This is a genomic window from Pseudoalteromonas sp. ABV4_021, from assembly GCF_056159365.1.
The window spans coordinates 1,222,429-1,241,862 of sequence record NZ_JBSWVB010000001.1; the positions used below are offsets into that span (position 1 = coordinate 1,222,429).

Sequence of the window (19,434 nt, forward strand, 5' to 3'; positions counted from 1 at the left end):
ACAATTATTTTTGCGTAGCTGCTTTCATAGTGCGTACAAAGCTTTCAAGCTCGCTTAGCATAGTTTCTGGTGATTCAAGATTATTCTCGATGATCTTAACTACTGCAGAGCCTGAAATGGCACCAGCGGCACCGGAGGCAATTGCCGCTTTTACATCTTCAGGTGTTGAAATACCAAAACCCAGTAACGCAGGTGCTGCGTTAAAGTTTAATAACTTTTTGATCATTGAATCTGCAGGCATTTGCGCTTTGGTTTCGGTACCCGTAACACCTGCGCGCGACAGCAAATAAGTATAGCCACGGCCGTAAGATGCGCATTGGCGAAGTGTATCGTCATCGGCATTTGGTGTGGCAATAAAGATAGGCTCTATCTTTGCTTGAATAGCCGCTTGTCTAAACATTTTTGACATATGTAGCGGTACATCCGCGACTAGAATTGAATCTACCCCAACTTCTTTGGCTGTGCGATAAAAGTTATCAATACCTTGTGCTAACACTAGGTTTGAATAAAGCAGTAAACCAATTGGAATATCTGCGTTGTACTCACGTACTTTGCGAATAATTTCAAAGCTTTCAGCTGTAGTAATTTTATTTTCTAGCGCGCGTATGTTCGCCGCTTGAATAACCGGGCCATCAGCGATTGGATCAGAGAATGCTATACCTAGCTCTAGCGCATCAGCACCGCCGTCAATTAGGCTTTTAATAATCTCAAAGCTTAACTCTTTGTTTGGGTCGCCAATGGTAACAAATGGTACAAATGCGCCTTGATTAACTTCATTTAATGCGTGAAATGCTTGTTGATAGCGGCTCATAGTTTACCTCCTTCATTTAACACGGTATGCACGTGTGCTAAATCTTTGTCACCACGGCCACTTAAATTAACTACAATAATGGTTTCTTCACTTTGCTCTTCAGCCAGCTTTAATGCGTAAGCAAGGGCATGGCTTGATTCAAGCGCTGGAATAATCCCTTCGTTTTTCGCTAATAACTGGAACGCTTCAAGCGCTTCATCATCACTGATGCCAACATATTGGGCACGGCCAGTTTCCGCAAGGTGTGCGTGTTGAGGACCAACCGCAGGGTAATCAAGGCCAGCAGATACAGAGTAAGACTCTTCGATTTGGCCATTGTTATCTTGCATAATAAAGGTGTATGCACCGTGTAAAATGCCTTTTGTGCCTTTACAAATTGCTGCGCCATGCTCTTCAGTATCAAGGCCTTTACCTGCGGGCTCTACACCAACAAGCTTTACACTTTCATCGCCAATAAAGTCATTAAACATACCAATTGCATTAGAGCCACCACCAACACACGCAATCACGTAATCTGGTAGGCGGCCTTCCGTATCAAGTACTTGTTGTTTCGCTTCTTCGCCAATCATTTTTTGGAAGTCGCGTACAAGTGTCGGGAATGGGTGTGGGCCAGCTGCTGTACCAAGTAAGTAGTGTGCCGTGTCGTAGTTTGCTGACCAGTCGCGCATTGCTTCGTTAACCGCGTCTTTTAATGTGCCAGAACCCGCAGTAACAGGAATAACTTCTGCGCCCATTAGTTTCATTCTAAATACGTTTGGCTGCTGACGCTCTACGTCTTTTGCACCCATATAAACGCGGCATTTTAAGCCAAGGAGTGCGCAGGCAAGGGCTGTTGCTACACCGTGCTGACCAGCACCGGTTTCAGCAATGACTTCTTTTTTGCCCATACGTTTTGTGAGTAATGCCTGACCTAACACTTGGTTGGTTTTATGTGCGCCACCATGCAGTAAATCTTCACGCTTCAGGTAAAGTTTTATCTTAGGGTTTTTCACTAAGTTGCGCGTAAGCGTAAGTGGCGTAGGGCGACCGGCGTACTCATTAAGCAGTTTTTCAAACTCTGCATGAAAGCTTGGGTCGTTCTTTGCTTTATTAAATTCACTTTCAAGTTGTTTTAAGGCGGGTACCAGAAGTTCTGGTACGTACATGCCGCCAAAATCGCCGAAATAGGCTGGGTTATTATTTTCCACCTCAAGATTCCTTTATCTTAGAAAACACAGAATTAATTTGTTGATGACACTTTTTACCTGGGCTTGTTTCTATGCCCGAGTTTAAATCAAGACCAATTGCCTGGGTTGCAAGGGCGCCTTGAATATTGTCGTTATTTAAGCCGCCTGCGAGCATGTAGTTGCGCTCGTTAATCAGTACATCCCAATTAAAGGTTTGCCCTGTACCACCGCTTTGATTGCCTACCTTTGTATCAAATAAATAGCGGTCAGCCCCTTGGCTCTTATGTTCAATCACATCGCTTACCGCAACGGCTTTCCATACTTGCACGCTCGCTGGTAGCGCCTTTTTAAGCGCAGCAATATACGTTTCGTCTTCATTGCCATGCAACTGTACTGCAACCAGTTTTAGCTCAACGGCAATATGTACGATGGTGTCAATCGTTTCGTTTACAAATACGCCAACAAAGCCTAAATCGCAGCTATCGGCAATTGGTTTTGCGCAGTCAATATCAACGTAACGCGGCGATTTTGCATAAAAAATCAGACCACCAAATACAGCACCCGCATTATATGCGGCAATTGCATCTTGTGAGCGTGTTAGGCCGCAAATTTTGTTTTCACCTAAAATCAGCTTACGACACGCTAAATCGAGGTTCTGTTCTGCCATCAGTGAACTGCCAACTAAAAAGCCGTTACACAAAGACTTTAAGCGTTTTACATCAGAGTGGGTGTAAATGCCTGACTCTGAAATAACCACTTTTCCTTCAGGGATTAACGTACGAAGGGTTTCTGTAGTGGCGAGATCGGTACTTAAATCACGCAGGTTACGGTTATTAATACCAATAATCTCAGCGTCGAGTGCTAGTGCGCGGTGAACTTCTTCTTCGTTACTCACTTCGGTCAAAATTGCCATATTGAGCGATTTTGCCAATTTAGCAAGCGCGGTGTACTGGTCATCATTTAGCACACTTAGCATTAATAAAATTGCATCACCACCATGAAGACGTGCTAAATACACTTGGTATTCATCAATGAAAAAATCTTTACAAATAAGCGGTTGATTCACCAATGAGCGTACTTTAGTTAAGTAATCAAAACTGCCTTGAAAGTATTTCTCGTCAGTCAGTACGCTAATACATGCTGCGTAATGCTTGTAAGCACCGGTAATTTCGTCAAGGTTAAAATCATCACGAATAAGCCCTTTTGATGGCGAGGCTTTTTTACACTCTAAAATGAAGTTAGTGCCGGGTTTTGCCAGCTCGCCGTAAAAATCACGCTCGGTTGGTACTACCTCATGAATAAAGCTTTCAAGTGGTTTATTGGCTTTACGTGATTCAAGCTCAATGCGTTTATCGGCAACAATTTTTTCTAATACATTAGCCATGTGACACCTCGATAATGCGTGATAAATGTGAAAACGCTGCGCCACTTGCCAGGTGGTTTAGTACCGCCTGTGTTGCGTCTTTAAAATTACTGTAGTCGCCTTGCATTACCAGTACCGCAGCAACATTTGCGGCAATCGCTGCATTGTGCGCAGGTTTGCCTTCACCTTTTAAAATCGCCAGGCTTGCTGCTGCATTATATTCTGGCTCGCCGCCTTCAATCTCTGAAAGGGCATAGTTATCAAGGCCAAAATCTTGCGGCTGTAAGGTGTACTCGGTGATTTCACCGTCTTTTAGTTCGGCAACCTGTGTTTCACCGTGTAGGGCAATTTCATCGGTACCCGCTCCGTGTACTACCATAACACGCTCACAGCCGAGCAGTTTAAGCGTTTGCGCCATTGGACGAAGTAGTTCAGGAGTATAAACACCAAGGAGTTGATGGCTTGGCTTTGCAGGGTTTGCCAGTGGTCCTAAAATATTAAATAAGGTGCGTGTTTTAAGTGCGGTACGCACTGGCATCGCGTATTTCACACCAGCATGGTAAAGCGGTGCAAATAAGAAGGTAAAATGGGTTTTTGCTAGGCAGTTCTCAGCTTGTGCTATCCTCATATTAATATTAATGCCAAGGGCATTGAGTAAATCAGACGAGCCTGATTTACTCGAAACACTGCGGTTGCCGTGTTTTACCATATTAGCGCCCATGCTTGCGGCAACGATCGCAGCAGTAGTTGATACGTTAATTGAATTCGCGCCATCACCGCCTGTACCACATGAGTCAAAGCTAACGGCACTTGGGTTAGTGAATGTTACGGCATTATCGCGCATGGCTTTGGCAGCACCTGCAATTTCGTTGTCGGTTTCGCCTTTAATTTTAAGTGCGGTTAACGCTGCGGCAAGCTCGATTTCGCTTACTTGGCCTGTCATTACAAGATTAAAAAGCTCGCTGCTTTGTTCAAACGTTAAATCCTGTTGTTCGATTAAGAGATTAATAAGTGGTTGCATTATGCGCCCTCCACATTGGCTAAATAAGCTAGGCTTTGCTTTAACAGCTGTGAGCCATTTGGCGTTAAAATTGATTCTGGGTGAAACTGAAACCCAATTACTTTATCTTGCTCTTGAATAATTGCCATAGGAATTGTGTCGTAGCTGGCAATAACATCAAGGCTTGCGGGTACTTCTGTTGCCATCAAAGAATGGTAACGCGCCACTGGAATTTGCGAATGTAAGCCACTAAACACTGCATGATCTTTAAGATCAATAAGTGATGATTTGCCATGCACGGTTTCACCTGCGTGACCAACAATACCACCATAGCACTCAACAATTGCTTGGTGACCTAAACAAATACCCAGCATAGGGTAGCGGCCTTTAGCTTTGTTGATTAGCTCAATTAAATTTCCCGCTTGTTTTGGGGTGCCAGGGCCAGGTGAAAGCACTAACGTAACTGGGCAAGTTTCCTCTGCCATTTTGCTTAAAATGGTGTCGGCTGGCACATGATTACGGTAAACCATCAGTTCGAAGCCTAATTGCTCAAATTCATCTACCAAGTTGTAGCTAAACGAATCAAAATTATCGATAAAATAGATTTTTGCCTGCGCCATTAGGCTTCTCCTTGGTAGATAGACTTAATTGCACGAATAACCGCTTGTGCTTTTTGGCGTGTTTCGTTTGCTTCTAGTTGTGGCACTGAGTCGTATACTACGCCTGCGCCTGCTTGTACGTAAGCCATATTATCTTTAACAAAGGCACTACGAATAACAATACAGCTGTCCATTGCACCATCGCCGGTTAAATAACCCACAGCACCACCGTAGCTGCCACGGCGTTTACCTTCGGTAATACGCACCAGCTCTGCCGCTTTTACTTTTGGTGACCCGACCAAGGTGCCCATATTCATACACGCTTGGTAGGCATGAAGTGCATCAAGTTCAGGCTTTAATTGACCCACCACGCGCGATACTAAATGCATTACCTGTGAGTAGCGGTCAACTTTTAATAACTCTTTTACATAGCGTGACCCCGGCGTTGAAATGCGGGCAATGTCGTTACGCGCCAAATCAACCAGCATAATGTGCTCGGCGCGCTCTTTTTTATCATCGCGCAAATCGAGTTCAATCTTGCTATCAAGGTCAAAGTTAATGCTGCCATCGGCATTTTTGCCACGGGCACGGGTACCGGCAATTGGATACACCTCTACTTGATTGGTGCTTTGGCAATATTTAAGCGCGGATTCAGGTGATGCACCAAATAACACAAAGTTCTCGTCTTTCATGTAAAACATGTAAGGGCTTGGGTTTTGTGTTTTAAGTTGATGATATGCTGCCAGCGAGTCAGCGCATGGTAATGAAAAACAGCGAGACGGTACGACTTGGAAAATGTCGCCATCAACAATGTGCTTTTTAAGGGTTTCAACTTGCTGACAAAAGGTTGCGTCATCAATATCCACACTTTCGCTTACAGCGCCCGGAAAAGTGGGGGCATTGTATGTTGGTAAATCGTCACACAGTTTATTAAGTGCTTCAAGCTTTTGGCCTACTTCAAAACAGTTGGCGTGTGCGTCGGGTCCGCTAAATACATTGCCAATGAGTTCTGTGGTATTTGCTTGATGGTCGATAACAATCAGTGTTTCGGCAAGATAAAAAACAAAATCAGGGGTTGTGTTATCACCGTTTGGTACGTCTGGCAGTGACTCAAAGTTCGCAACCATGTCATAGGCAAAAGTGCCGCCTAAAAATACTGCAAAGTGAGACTCTGTGGTGCTTTCAATATTATTCACGCACTCTCTTAGGGCAGTAAATGCATTGTCGGCAACTAAGCGGCTGGCTTCATCCATTAAACTGGTATCGCGTTCAAACACAATGCTTAGGGTTGAATTTGCAAGTTCAACTTGATGATCTTTAAAAAAGCCAGCTAAATGGGGCAGTAGCTGTTTGCCGTTATTGCTTTTTGCGTCAAACGTTACCGTGTCCCCATTACATTCAATACGAATAGCAGCATCGGCTAAAATTAAACTTTTTACATTATCTTTTGAATCAATTTCCGCTGATTCTAACAATAAGCTATTAAAGTTAGTCGGGTTGTTACATACCGCGCTGTAAAGTGCGAGTGGACTTTCAATGTAGTCCCGCGCCAGCGAAATGCTGGTAACTTTACCGACCTCGGTTGATATATGACTAAATATCACGCCTCATTCCTTATACAAAAAAGCCCGCTTAGAAGGCGGGCTGAATAATAGACAAACAGAATCCTCCCGCGTTAATTACAGGAACCACCACCATTGGATTAGTTGTTTGTTATTACTCATTATTCACCTCAAATTAGACATAAAAAAACCCGCACATTGTGCGGGTTTTAAGAATAGTTTAGATACAATTATTCCCACCCGCGATTACGAGTGCCACCACCATACTGTTTTGATTTGTGAAATTACTAATTGCATTTAAACGATTCCTAAAATGTTTCAGCCATAGTAAACCCCAGATTGTATACATGAGTCAACACAAAACCGCCATTTTTTATAACTAATCGGATTTGTTAGTGTTTATTGGTTATAAGCAGTGTTTAAACAGTTATAAAATCAGGGTTTTAGCGGTTTTTTACCAAGCACAACCAGCAAAATTCCGATTAGAATAATAGCTCCAGAAATCGCGAGGCGCTCACTGATAGGCTCAGATAAAAATAAAAACCCACCAATACCGGCAATAATGGGTACCGAGAGCTGCGATACAGCTGCTTGCACTGACGTTAAGTGTTTTAGTGCAATATACCAAATGGCATAACCAATGCCTGACGTCACACTGCCAGCTATCACGGCGAGAAAAATCCCTGTGGTTGATGTATTTGTTGCGTTAAGTGTCCTTATGCTGAGGAATGTTATAAAGGGTAAGGTGCGAATAAAATTAAAGGCTGTATCGGCAAGGGGATTAGATGACTTTTTGCCAACTAAGGTATAGCCCGCCCACGCCATACCCGAGATCGCCATAAGCACAAAGCTAATCAGTGAGGGTGATGAAGTATCGGGTAGCACTAAATAGCTAAAACCAATAAACGCAATGAGCGCGCCGCACCATTCGATAGGGTAAATTTTGGTACCTGAAAAAAAGGTATAAGCAAGCATGCTAAATTGCACCGATGAAAATAGCACAAGTGCACCAATAGCAGTTTCAAGTGAAATATAGGCATAGGAAAATGTCACGGCGTAAATAAACAAATAAACGGCGCCAAGCCATGAACCTTTGCCCGCTGTTTGTTTGTTTTTATGAAATAGGGCGTAAAGAATAAAAAGCGTTATCGCCCCAGATAATAAACGAATTGAGGTGAAGCTGGCAGCATCAATTTGCCCTTGCCCAAGGGCAATTCGGCAAAGAATTGAGTTCCCTGCAAAGGCGATAAGTGAAAGTAGGGTAATTAGCAGTATTTTCATAAAGTAAGCTGCGCTGTTTATTATTAGTCGAGTTTAAACAGATAAAGACCTTTGTTAGCAAATATTAATGTCCCAAATGAAAGCAAACAAATCAGCAAGAGTAATTATCTACTGAATTTGGTATGATTACACGCAGTACAAACTAAAACCATATTTATGAAATTTGACCTACACAGCCATACATACTATTCCGATGGCAAGCTATCCCCAGAAGACCTAGTTGAACGTGCCGTTGAAAAGGGCGTTGATATATTAGCGATTACCGATCACGATACCGTTAAGGCGCTGCCAATTGCACAGCAACATATCGACAAAAATGCGTTACCGCTAACACTTGTTAAGGGCATCGAGTTTTCAACCAAATGGGAAAGCTTTGAAATTCATATTGTTGGTTTAAACATTGATGTTGAAAATAGCACTTTGGCATGTTTAATTGCTGAGCAAACAGAAAAACGCGCAACACGCGCTGAAAAAATGGCTGAAAAGCTTGAAAAACGCGGGTTTGAAAATGTATTAGAACAAGCAAAAGCGTTAGCTAACAAAGGTCAGCTTACCCGCGCCCATTTTGCACAAGTAATTCAAGAGCAAGGGGCTGCAAACACCTTACAAGGTGTGTTTAAAAAGTTCCTTGTACGCGGTAAACCGGGTTATGTAACCAGCGAATGGTGTGATATTGCAACTGCCGTGAAGGCTATTAAAGCCGCAGGTGGTCAAGCGGTATTAGCACATCCAAGTCGTTATAAGCTTTCTAATAAATGGTTGCGACGTTTGCTTGAAGAATTTAAACATGCTGGTGGCGATGGCATTGAAGTGGCGCTGCCACAACAAGCGCCGAGTGATCGTCAGTTTTTAGCGCAGCTTGCTGAAGAATATCAGCTGCTTTCGTCGCAAGGTTCTGATTTTCATTTTGCTACCAACTGGTTAGAACTGGGAAAGAACTTATACTTACCTAAAGCCAGCGTGCCAATTTGGCAGGATTGGGCGATTGCCAAAGAACAAGAGTTAAATTAAGGATATCCAATGAGTCAATTTTTTCATATTCACCCAGAAAACCCACAGGCGCGTTTAGTGCGTCAAGCGGTTGATATGATTCAGCAAGGCAAGGTAATTGTGTTTCCAACCGATTCAGGTTATGCAATTGGCTGTAGTATCGGTAATAAAAATGCAATGGAGCGTATTGCGCGTATTCGCGGTTTAGAAAAACACCATAATTTTACCCTTGTTTGCCGCGATTTATCTGAGCTTGCCACTTATGCACGGGTCGATAACGGTTTGTTTCGATTAATTAAAAATAATACGCCAGGGCAATATACTTTTATCTTTAAAGGTACCAAAGAAGTGCCACGTCGCTTGCTTAATGAGAAAAAGAAAACCATTGGTATGCGTGTGCCTGATCACATTATTACTCAAGCGATTTTGGAGGAATTGGGCGAACCATTAATGTCATGTTCGTTAATTTTACCGGGTGAACAATTTGCCGAGGCGGATCCTGAAGAAATTCGTTTTCAATTAGAAAAACAAGTGGATTTAATTATTCACGGTGGCTATTTGTCTGAGCAGCCAACAACCGTTGTTGATTTCTCGGAAGATTCAGTAGAAATTATTCGTGTGGGTGCAGGTGACCCAGCACCATTTGAATAAGTATACAGAGTTTAAACAACGCCCATGAGCGAAATGCAGCAGCAAAAGTTACCGCTTGGTTTTTTACATGGCAAAGCGGTAACCGATAAACCTGAAGATCTTTATATTCCGCCCGATGCACTTGAAGTCGCACTCGAAGCATTTGAAGGTCCGCTTGATTTATTGCTGTATCTGATTAAAAAGCACAAACTCGATATTCTTGATGTCTCGATTGCCAAGATCACTGGGCAGTACATGCAATATGTTGAGATGATGAAAGAGTTTAAGCTCGAGCTTGCCGCAGAATACTTAGTGATGGCAGCGTTACTGGCACAAATTAAATCGCGCTTATTATTACCGGTACATAAAGAGCTGGAAGAAGAGGAAGATGACCCTCGGGCACTGCTGATTAAGCGTTTGCAAGAATACGAACAATTTAGAAAAGCGGCCGAAAACCTCGATGCGTTACCACGGGTAGAACGCGATATTTACATTGCAAACGCGCTGTTGGATGAAACGCAGTCGCAAGATGTTGAACTGCCAGACCTTTGTGTAAAAGAGTTATTACTGGCACTCAGTGATGTAATGGCGCGAGCGCAAACATTAACACATCACCAAGTCAGTGCCGAAGTGCTTTCAACACGTGCGCGAATGTCGCATATTTTATCGCTTTTAACGGAAAATGATGGTTTTTTGCCTTTCTCTCAGGCGTTCGAACACGTTGAAGGTAAAGCGGCAGTAGTGGTAAGTTTTATCGCCATTTTAGAGCTGGTGAAGGAAAGCTTGATTGTGGTTCAGCAAAGCGATATAAACTCGCTCATCTACCTTAAACTAAAATAACAACGAAATAGGTATTATGGCGAAGCGACTTTCCGACGAGCAGTTAATTGAATTAATCGAAGCGGCAATTTTTGTTGCGAATACGCCATTAACTAAAGAAAAATTACGCGACACCGTATTAAGTGACTTCTCTATTTCATTAAAGCGTATTCAAAGCGCTATCGATGCCATTATGGCACACTACGCGACACGTGGTGTGCGTTTAGTCAAAGTGGGTTCTGGCTATCGGTTTCAAGCATGCAGTAGTTTATCGCCATGGCTTAATAAACTATGGCAAGAAAAAGCCCCTAAATATTCCCGTGCGTTTTTAGAAACATTAAGTTTAATTGCGTATCGTCAGCCCATTACCCGTGGTGAAATAGAGCAAGTGCGCGGCGTTACCGTAAGCAGTCAAACTATTAAAACCATGCTTGAGCACAATTGGGTAAAAGTGGTTGGCTATAAAGAAGTTCCGGGCAAACCGGCGCTTTATGGCACTACCAAACAATTCTTAGATCACTTCTCATTGTCTTCACTGAATGAATTACCGCCATTACCAGTAGCACAAGACGAAAAAATCTCACAAATCCTCAGTGAGCCTGCGCAACTTGATTAGCTCTGTGCTAGAATAGCCAACAATGCCTAGCTGCGAAGTTACATGAGAAAATAATGAGCGAAAAGTTACAAAAAGTATTAGCACGTGCTGGTAAAGGTTCACGTCGTGAATGTGAAAAATTTATTGAATCGGGTCGTGTTAGTATTGATGGTAAGGTGGCCCGTTTAGGTGACCGTGTCGAACCAACACAGCGTATCCGTCTTGACGGACATGTTGTTAAAGTTGAAGCGTCAAACGAACGTGTTTGTCGTATTTTAATGTACCACAAGCCTGAAGGTGAGCTGTGTACACGTAAAGATCCTGAAGGTCGCCGCACCGTATTCGACCGTTTACCACCGCTTGAAAATGATCGCTGGATTGCCATTGGCCGTTTAGATATCAACACATCAGGCTTACTACTGTTTACTAACGATGGTGAACTTGCCAACCGCTTAATGCACCCAAGTTATGAAGTGGAACGTGAATACGCAGTACGTGTATTCGGTGAAGTAACGGATCAAACGCTGAAAAATGTGACAAATGGCGTTGAGTTAGACGATGGCTTTGCTAAGTTCTTATCGGTAGTGCCGCAAGGCGGAAGCGGTTTAAACAACTGGTTTAACGTTACCTTAACCGAAGGCCGTAACCGAGAAGTACGTCGTTTATGGCAATCACAGGAAGTGGAAGTATCACGCCTCATTCGTGTGCGCTATGGTGACTTATTACTAAATAAACGTTTACCGCAAGGTGGTTGGGAAGAGCTAAACCTAAAAGACGTAAACTATTTACGTCAAACGGTTGGAATGCGCCGTGAAACCGAAACAAAACTATCGGTAATGCCAGAGAAGCGTAAAGATCGCCGCGCTAAGATTAACAAAATCCGTAAAGCGGTTAAAAAGCATAATCAACGTGTGACGCCGGGCAATAAACGCCGTGCACCAAAAAAGTAACTCGGTGCGTAACTGAATTGTAGATATAAAAAAAGCGCCAATTGGCGCTTTTTTTAATTAAGAATGTTTTTCTTAATTAAGCATTTTCTTTTAAGTAATCAATAACCACTTGGTGGTGATCTTTGGTTTTAAACTTATTAAAGAAATGTTCAATTGTACCGTCTTGACCAATAAGGAAAGATAAACGGTGAATGCCGTCATATTCTTTACCCATAAACTTTTTTAAACCCCACACACCAAATGCATCGGCAATGGCGTGATCTTCATCTGATAACAGCGGGAAGTTAAGCTCTTTTTTCGTTTCGAAGTTCTTAAGGCGTTTTACCGGATCTGGGCTAATGCCAACCGCAACGGTATTAAGCGCTGCAAGTTCCGCTTTATGATCGCGCAGATTTTCAGCCTGCACCGTACAGCCCGGTGTTGATGCTTTTGGGTAAAAATAAACAAGTACTTTGTTTTCTTTTAATAATTCTGCAAGTTCTACAGTGTCACCGTTTTGATCTGCAAGTGAGAATAGCGGTGCTTTATCGCCAGCTTGAAGCGTATTCATATTATAATTTCCTATCGAATCCGTTTTAAAATGTGTTCTACGTTAGACTTTGAAAAAATGATCTCAAGTTGATGTTTAAATTCAGCTTCATCCACGTCACGCGAGAAATTAATGTCAATTTCCGAGCGCATTACCACATCACCATCTTGTTCAACACTATCAGATTTAAGTGCTGCAATATTAACTTGGTAGTCAGCCATTAATTGCGTCACTTTGCTTAGTGTGCCCGGTGTATCAGGGCCGTGGTAGGTTAGTTTATAACCTGCTTTATACTGTTTTTCTTGATGTTGGCTGGTGCGTTTCATCATGGTTAATAAACCAAGCTCAACGCTTCTTGTCGGAATATTATATTCAACACGACTAATGGCAGAAATATCGCCTTCAAGCAACATTATAAAGGTGAATTCATTACCTAAAATGGCAATGCGGCTATCAATAATATTGCAATTGGTTTCACTTACTAGCTTGGTAAGCTCACTCACTATGCCGGGGCGATCTTCACCGATGGCAGTAACAACAAGTTGATTTCCAGTGTTTAACGTCATTTTTAGTCTCAATGGGTTAATAACGTGGCCGCGAATTTTAGCAAATTTAAATGGGTTCAACCATGTAAATATATGATGTGGTGAAAATTATAGCGAATTGTTAAGAATAAATTAAAGATAGGGTGGTGGTTTCTTGTGTTTGGCCCTTAGTAAAAGTAACATAGGCGGCAATTTTGAGAATAATATTATGAACCAAACAGTGTGTGCTGCGTCAAATCAAGCAAATAATAAAGAGCACACCAAGGAGAAATTTGTGCAGTATTGGATCCGAAATTCATTGGTTGTCGCTATCTCAATGGCGATTACTGCTTGTTCTGTTTTCACCAATGATTCGCATCATAAACGCAATTACCGTGTTAATGATGAACTTAAAGTGCCAGGTAACCTGACAAAACCATACAAAGATCCTGCCTACGATCTTGACTCGGCACAATATACATCAGCTGAAGAAAGTGCGTTATATTTGGTAAAAGCACCGGCTCAAGTGCTTACTTTTGCACAAGGTTCATGGATTAACGAAGGCGATAAAGAATCGCGCATTTTCTTCGATAAAAACGAAGGTATTCAAGATTTAGAAAGTTTTATTTGGCAAGCGATTGACGATTTATTTGTTGAGCGCCAAGTAACCACAGAAAATAAAGCTGACAATTTCGTAGTGACTAACTGGCATACAATTGAAGAACCAATTGATGTTTGGTGGTGGGAAGAAGAGCGCGAACTAAGCCGTCAAAAATTTAAGTTTATTGTTGAAACTGAAGAGCATAAACGCACTGCATCGGTAAAGGTTGAACTAGTTGATTTTGAATCAAAATACGACGAGTTAACGGCGGTGCTACAGCAGCGTTTAGAAGTAGCGGCGCTAAATGAGTTTATTGGTCAGTTCGACTTTAACTACCGCCAGTTAATGGTTGAATTAAACAAAGCACGCGGCATTGTATCGCTGCAAATGGGTTTTGATGATAAAGGCAACGCGGCGTTTGTAACTGAGCAAAAAGCACGTGCTATTTTTGAGCGCTTCCCAAGCTTCTTAGAGCGCGTTGGTTTCAATATTGATGAAATCGAGCAATCTCGTAACTTAATTTTCGCCACGTACGAAACACCAGATGAAAGCGTTTGGGATTCAATTTGGGGTGATGACGTTCGTAAACTGCCACTTGAAGCAGGTCAGTATCAATTATTAGTTGCTGAAACGAACACCGGTGGTACATCAATTACTTGGCTTGATGCTGAGGGTGAAACATTAGAGCCGGGTACGTTAAGCGATACACTACAAGTTATTTTAGCCATGCTAAAAGAGCGCGGTGTAACCGTTCAATAATTTATAAAATTGGATTAGTAAAAAAGAGCCCTCGGCTCTTTTTTGCTTTTAAACGATAGAAAAGTAGCGATTAAAATAGCAATTAAGTAAATGGTTATGCATTTTGTTGGCAAAGATATGCAAATCAATTTACCGCTATCACTTTAAAGGTAACAAGTATGAGTTTGGAAGCTAATCAATCGACTGCACCACGCAGTAATTTTGCGACCATAATGATTTTCCTTATTCCGTCACTAATAGGTGTGTTTTTATTTATGACACCGATAAATTATGGTGGCGAATTCACTATCCCCATAGCGATATTGGCTAAGGAATTAAAAGGCGCGTTAGCACACTCAATTACGCTTATTGTGACATCGGTGATTGTGTCAATGGCAGTAATATCGGGCTTAGCTACGCTATTTAAACCAAAGTTTTTAAAAGCGGGCAGCTTTATCCGTCACTTACTGATTGTTAGCCCTGTTTGGCTCGTGGCACGTACGTTAGGCGCTATTTTTGTGCTAATGGCGTACTTAAAAGTCGGTACGTTTTCGATTGGTGATACCAAAATTGAAATTCACTCAGATGCAGTTGGTGGCTTGGTACTGCACGAGTTGATGCCAATTTTATTTTCGGTATTTATTTTAGCTGGTTTATTACTGCCTTTATTGCTTAATTTCGGTTTGCTTGAATTAGTCGGTACGTTACTTACTAAAGTAATGCGTCCACTTTTTGGTGTACCGGGTCGCAGTGCCGTTAACTGTGTTGCCTCTTGGTTAGGTGACGGCAGTGTGGGTATTTTAATGACTGCGAAGCAGTATGAAGAAAAGCACTATACGCAACGTGAAGCGGCGATTATTGGCACTACATTTTCGGCGGTTTCAATCACCTTTTGTTTAGTGGTTATTGGTCAAGTAAAATTGGCGCATTTGTTTGCACCGTTTTACTTAACTGTGTGTATGGCCGGTATTTCCGCTGCACTGATTGTGCCGCGCTTGCCACCACTTAGATTCAAAAAAGACATATACATTGATGGTGAAGAAGTAAAAGGTAACCCAGAGGCATTACCTGAAGGGAAAACCTTGTTTAAACATTCACTTGATGTGGCACTTGATAAAGCTCGTCATGCGCAAACAATTAAAGAAACCCTGATCGATGGCTTAAAAAATGCCGTTGATATGGTGTTTGCGGTACTGCCAGTAGTGATGGCAATCGGTACGATTGCACTTGTGATTGCTGAATATACGCCAGTATTTCAATGGTTAGGAACACCGTTTATTCCACTGTTTGAACTGATGCAAATACCAGAAGCCGAAAAGGCTGCGCAAACTGTGGTTGTTGGTTTTGCCGATATGTTTATTCCATCAATTTTAGCGGCGCAGAATATTAACAGTGAACTCACGCGTTTTGTGGTGGCGGCAATGAGTGTTACCCAGTTGATTTACATGTCTGAAGTGGGCGCACTGTTACTGGGTAGCAAAATTCCAGTAAATATCTTTGAGTTATTTATGATTTTTGTTTTGCGTACGTTAGTAACGCTACCGGTAATTGCCTTAATGGGACATTGGTTAGTAGGCTAATTTTCTTGATCTTTTTCGGCTCGCTGTTTTTCTTCTAATGAGCGGCGAGCTTTTTCTATCGGATCTTGATTAAAGTTTTTCATATCCATTTTTGCGGAATGCTTTAGTAACGCGATATTGCTCCAAATCACGCCCAGCACAATTGCGATTATTAAAATTGTGGCCCAGATGCTCATAGATTTGCATAAAAGTTGTGAATTTCTTTAATTTTAACCCAGTAAATGGAACTTAATAAGTTCTTTTTCATCAATTAAATAGTTGTTACTATTAGCGCGTTTCGCGTAATTACATTTTATTCTGGAGCACTGCGTTGTCACTTGAGCGAGTATTAGTTTGGCCTGAGGCTTATCCACTTTTATTAAAAGGTTTGTTAGAGCAAAATGGCGCATTTATTTTGGATGCCCTAGAAGCTTGGCCGAAATGCGAAGAGACCAAAGACGCGCAAGGGATCAGCACCAGCGTGCTACCGCCACTGTATTATTTATTGTGGCTAAAGCCGGCAGAGCCATTTGAGCAATGTTTCTATCAGCATATATTTGAATACGATGATAATGCTCAGCAGTATATTGAATCGGCTATTGCGCATTTACATCAGCAACTCAATAGCAAAGAAGCAATAAGCGAACTCTTGTTATCACGAATTGACCAATACGCGGCGATTGGCAATCAGGTGGCAATGCAAAGTGAGCTAACACTTGCCTCACTGTGTATGCACTTGCGTTTCTTTAAGCTGTTTCAGCAGTTTTTAAACCTAGGCATGCCGTTATCACACGACGATGTGTTAGCGATTTGGGCCGATGATGATTTTCGTGAAGTTGCCTTACCCTTTATTAAAAGTAATGTAACTGGTGATACTAACCTTTTGGCAGAAGAAATCGCCGATAGATTGCGCCAAGGCGAAGACTTCTTTGATTTGTTGCTTGCACTCTCTGATGGTGAAGTTGATAACCGTTTGTTAGAGCGCGCGCTGCTATCTCATATTTCACAGCCTGATGCTAAACAAAGCTTATGTATGCGCTTTATCGAGCAGGGGGCAAAAGGGCAGATCACCGATGAAGATGGTTTAACTGCGTTAATTTGGTCAGCTAAGCAAGGCTTTGCAAATGTATTTGATGCATTGCTAAGTAAGGAACGTGCAGGCGAATGCGATTTAAAAGGCAATAACTTGCTGCATTTTGCGGTGCGAGCGCGCAGTTTGGATATTATCAGTAAAGCGCTTAATGGTGGCGTAAATTATCACCAAAAAGACAGCGATGGCCTTACGCCATATCGCTTAGCGGTTGAATTAGAGCTGCCTGAAGTGATAAAGCACTTCGAACACAAGTTTGGTATTAAAGAATTGAGTGAAGAAGGGCAATTAAAACTGATCCAGCATGTGCATTTGTTACATGCATTAGTGTGTTTTATTTTGCCGTTACAGATTTTTCTGATTTTTTCAGACTCAATTACTATTAAAACAGAAATCAGCATCGCGACAACGCTAGTGTCACTCGGTGCATTTGCTTTTGCCTTGTCACTAAAGCGCAGCAACTTATACCCAAATATTAAGCATCCGTTTGCATTAACGCTTATTCGCATATTGTCGCCAATATCACTCATATTAGCGTTGTTACTGCTATTGGTGATCTTAACAACTGTGCTCAGCTAAGCTGTTTCTAATAATTATAAAAGGCCACTTACACAGTGGCCTTTTTTTGTTTGTGGTAAAAGCTTTATAAAAAGCCGTTAGGTCAAAACGAAATGTTATTAGCCTTTCTGATGGATATTTGAAACAATGTTATAAGATATTCCATAAAGTAATAAAGCAGTAACCATGAGCCAATCTTTAATTTATTTAGACGCCAATGCAACAACACCAGTTTACAGTGAAATCGCTCAGGAAGTGATGCACTGTATGGAAGTGGAGTTTGGTAACCCGTCGTCATCACACATTACCGGGTTAAAAGCCAAGCGTTTAATGGAAGACACACGCCAATTAGGCAAACAATTAATTGGCGCTGAAAAGGGAAGGTTGCTATTTACCTCGGGTGCAACAGAGGGGATCCAAACGTCGGTTGTATCTGCATTGGTCGCTGCAAAAAATCACACTATCGAAAAGCCAGTATTGCTTTATGGCGCAACAGAGCACAAAGCCGTGCCAAATACGCTAAAGCATTGGAATGAGTTACTTGAAATTAACGCTGAAATATTAGCAATTCCAGTTGATAAAAAAGGCTTGCTTGATCATCAGTTTATCGCAGAGCACAGCAAAAATGCTCTGCTAATTTGTACCATGATAGTAAACAATGAAACAGGTGCAACACAAGACATTGCAGCATTAGATAAAGTGATTCGTGATAACAATCCAAATGTGTTTTGGATGGTGGATTGTGTACAAGGTTTAGGTAAACAAAAATTGAATCTTGACCAAACAAGCATCAATTATGCACCGTTTTCTGGTCACAAACTGTATGCACCTAAAGGTATTGGCTTTTTATATTTAAGTGAAGATGCGCCACTGACACCTTTTATTGCAGGTGGTGGGCAAGAAAGTGGCGCGCGTTCTGGTACCGAGAATTTGCCAGGCATAGCAGGTTTAAAAAAGTTATTTGAATTAATGCAAAAGGGCGAAGCAAGCCCGTTTAAATCGGCAGATGTGTTGGCGAGTTACCGTGATAAGTTAGCAAAAGCATTGTCGCATACATTTGATGAAATCGTGTTTAATAACGACTTCTTAGTATCGGTCCCAACTACTATTAACTTTAGTGTTGCGAATATTGCAGGCAGCGAAGTAATGAATTTATTTGATGCTGCGGGCATTCGAGTGAGTGCAGGCTCTGCATGTAGTTCAGGTGCTGCGAGTAGCTTTGTACTCGATGCGATGAATCTAGCGCCGTGGCAAAGTGAGAACGCAATTCGCCTATCGTTTGGCCCAATGGCAAGTGAAGATGAAATTAACAGCGCGTGTGAGCGCATTATGGCGCTTAAAGATAAGCTCGCAAATGCATGTATGTTAACGAGTTATACCAAAGAAACACCGTGTGCAGTTGGTATTAACCAATATGTAGTCGATGGCGATATTATGTACCTGATTGTCAATCAATCACTTGATACTTTGCTGGTTAACCCTATCTTTTCTGAGGTCAACAAGGTTAAACGTTTAACAACTAAGCAAGGGTTGAAGATCAGCCATATTATTAGCGATAAAGCAGACTACGCAGAGGTATTTGCAGACAGTCAATATATTGATTTAGCAACAAATAAAGTAATGCCTGAGTTTAACGTTGAACTGAGCGATCGCGCAGTGTTATTTACCCATCAAGGTAATCAGTTAAAGCTTGCATTAACATTAAACGCACCTAACGTTGTTACCGAAATAAACAGTACCGAGCTTAAAGCACAATTAGCCGCTAATAAATTAGATGGCATCATTGATATTCGTGAGCATTATGAACATCAAGAAGGTGAGCTAAGTGACTATCTAAAGATCCCAGGTGATATGGTGACGAATATTCCAAGTCACCGTTTGCTAAATGAATTTGCCTCAGGGCAGCTGGTAAAAGATAAACATTATGTGTTGGTTTGTCGCAGTGGTCGTCGTTCTAAAGCTTGTTGTGAGCTACTGACTAGCCTAAACTTTACTAAGCTAAATAATCTCTCTGGTGGTGTTGCTTTTATTTAGCAGTGGGGCATTGGAATACAAAAAAAGCAGCTCTA

Annotated in this window: 19 protein-coding genes; 9 read left to right on the forward strand and 10 right to left on the reverse strand. The window is 41.9% G+C overall.

The window, feature by feature from the left end; all coding sequences use genetic code 11:
* Positions 1 to 4: 4 nt before the first annotated feature.
* The 7 genes from trpA to ACXAFE_RS05870 form a co-directional block, all read right to left on the reverse strand.
* A complete protein-coding gene (gene trpA, locus ACXAFE_RS05840; protein WP_475149906.1) occupies positions 5 to 811 on the reverse strand; it encodes a tryptophan synthase subunit alpha in 807 nt (268 codons plus the stop codon).
* Positions 808 to 1,998, reverse strand: coding sequence for a tryptophan synthase subunit beta (gene trpB, locus ACXAFE_RS05845; protein WP_475149909.1), 1,191 nt, complete (start codon positions 1,996 to 1,998; stop codon positions 808 to 810). Before trpB ends, trpA begins: the two co-directional genes overlap by 4 nt.
* Position 1,999: 1 nt before the next feature.
* Entirely contained in the window at positions 2,000 to 3,361 is a 1,362-nt protein-coding gene (trpCF, locus tag ACXAFE_RS05850; RefSeq protein WP_475149912.1) for a bifunctional indole-3-glycerol-phosphate synthase TrpC/phosphoribosylanthranilate isomerase TrpF, read from the reverse strand.
* Positions 3,354 to 4,361: an anthranilate phosphoribosyltransferase gene (gene trpD, locus ACXAFE_RS05855; protein WP_475149914.1), complete on the reverse strand. Its 1,008-nt coding sequence runs from the start codon at positions 4,359 to 4,361 to the stop codon at positions 3,354 to 3,356. The genes trpCF and trpD overlap by 8 nt, the downstream gene beginning before the upstream one ends.
* Entirely contained in the window at positions 4,361 to 4,960 is a 600-nt protein-coding gene (locus tag ACXAFE_RS05860; RefSeq protein ID WP_475149918.1) for an aminodeoxychorismate/anthranilate synthase component II, read from the reverse strand. The genes trpD and ACXAFE_RS05860 overlap by 1 nt, the downstream gene beginning before the upstream one ends.
* Positions 4,960 to 6,543 carry an anthranilate synthase component 1 gene (locus ACXAFE_RS05865; RefSeq protein WP_475149922.1) on the reverse strand — a complete coding sequence of 528 codons (1,584 nt, stop codon included), beginning with the start codon at positions 6,541 to 6,543 and terminating at the stop codon, positions 4,960 to 4,962. Before ACXAFE_RS05865 ends, ACXAFE_RS05860 begins: the two co-directional genes overlap by 1 nt.
* A 393-nt stretch (positions 6,544 to 6,936) precedes the next feature.
* A complete protein-coding gene (locus ACXAFE_RS05870) occupies positions 6,937 to 7,782 on the reverse strand; it encodes a DMT family transporter (RefSeq protein ID WP_475149926.1) in 846 nt (281 codons plus the stop codon).
* Between the two features lie 156 nt (positions 7,783 to 7,938).
* On the opposite strand from ACXAFE_RS05870, the gene rnm reads away from it, so the two are divergent.
* From rnm to rluB, 5 genes are read left to right on the forward strand one after another with little or no spacing between them, the layout of a single operon-like run.
* Positions 7,939 to 8,793, forward strand: coding sequence for an RNase RNM (gene rnm / locus ACXAFE_RS05875; protein WP_475149929.1), 855 nt, complete (start codon positions 7,939 to 7,941; stop codon positions 8,791 to 8,793).
* 9 nt (positions 8,794 to 8,802) lie between these two features.
* Positions 8,803 to 9,423, forward strand: a complete 621-nt coding sequence (locus ACXAFE_RS05880) for an L-threonylcarbamoyladenylate synthase (RefSeq protein ID WP_475149934.1) — start codon at positions 8,803 to 8,805, stop codon at positions 9,421 to 9,423.
* A 24-nt stretch (positions 9,424 to 9,447) separates the two neighbouring features.
* Positions 9,448 to 10,242, forward strand: a complete 795-nt coding sequence (locus ACXAFE_RS05885; RefSeq protein WP_475149937.1) for a segregation and condensation protein A — start codon at positions 9,448 to 9,450, stop codon at positions 10,240 to 10,242.
* A 16-nt stretch (positions 10,243 to 10,258) separates the two neighbouring features.
* Positions 10,259 to 10,837 (forward strand): SMC-Scp complex subunit ScpB, encoded by a 579-nt coding sequence (gene scpB, locus ACXAFE_RS05890; protein ID WP_475149941.1) that lies wholly within the window; start codon positions 10,259 to 10,261, stop codon positions 10,835 to 10,837.
* 53 nt (positions 10,838 to 10,890) lie between these two features.
* The gene (rluB, locus tag ACXAFE_RS05895; protein WP_010560333.1) at positions 10,891 to 11,766 is read left to right on the forward strand and encodes a 23S rRNA pseudouridine(2605) synthase RluB; all 876 of its coding nucleotides are present in this window, start codon (positions 10,891 to 10,893) and stop codon (positions 11,764 to 11,766) included.
* Between the two features lie 76 nt (positions 11,767 to 11,842).
* Here rluB and bcp read toward each other — a convergent pair whose 3' ends face one another.
* Positions 11,843 to 12,316 carry a thioredoxin-dependent thiol peroxidase gene (bcp, locus tag ACXAFE_RS05900; protein ID WP_010560332.1) on the reverse strand — a complete coding sequence of 158 codons (474 nt, stop codon included), beginning with the start codon at positions 12,314 to 12,316 and terminating at the stop codon, positions 11,843 to 11,845.
* Positions 12,317 to 12,327: 11 nt separating this feature from the next.
* The gene (locus ACXAFE_RS05905) at positions 12,328 to 12,861 is read right to left on the reverse strand and encodes a glycine cleavage system transcriptional repressor (RefSeq protein WP_475149950.1); all 534 of its coding nucleotides are present in this window, start codon (positions 12,859 to 12,861) and stop codon (positions 12,328 to 12,330) included.
* A gap of 187 nt (positions 12,862 to 13,048) precedes the next feature.
* Between ACXAFE_RS05905 and bamC the strand changes: the two genes are divergently transcribed.
* Positions 13,049 to 14,179, forward strand: coding sequence for an outer membrane protein assembly factor BamC (bamC, locus tag ACXAFE_RS05910; RefSeq protein ID WP_475149952.1), 1,131 nt, complete (start codon positions 13,049 to 13,051; stop codon positions 14,177 to 14,179).
* Between the two features lie 158 nt (positions 14,180 to 14,337).
* Entirely contained in the window at positions 14,338 to 15,738 is a 1,401-nt protein-coding gene (locus tag ACXAFE_RS05915) for a YjiH family protein (protein WP_475149954.1), read from the forward strand.
* Here the strand turns inward: ACXAFE_RS05915 and ACXAFE_RS05920 are convergent.
* On the reverse strand, positions 15,735 to 15,914 hold the full coding sequence (locus tag ACXAFE_RS05920) for a DUF2897 family protein (RefSeq protein WP_010560328.1): 180 nt from the start codon (positions 15,912 to 15,914) through the stop codon (positions 15,735 to 15,737). The genes ACXAFE_RS05915 and ACXAFE_RS05920 overlap by 4 nt on opposite strands.
* Before the next feature lie 134 nt (positions 15,915 to 16,048).
* Between ACXAFE_RS05920 and ACXAFE_RS05925 the strand changes: the two genes are divergently transcribed.
* Complete coding sequence (locus tag ACXAFE_RS05925) at positions 16,049 to 17,386, forward strand: ankyrin repeat domain-containing protein (RefSeq protein WP_475149957.1); 1,338 nt, start codon at positions 16,049 to 16,051, stop codon at positions 17,384 to 17,386.
* Positions 17,387 to 17,551: 165 nt separating this feature from the next.
* A complete protein-coding gene (locus tag ACXAFE_RS05930; protein WP_475149959.1) occupies positions 17,552 to 19,399 on the forward strand; it encodes an aminotransferase class V-fold PLP-dependent enzyme in 1,848 nt (615 codons plus the stop codon).
* The last annotated feature ends 35 nt before the right edge of the window (positions 19,400 to 19,434 follow it).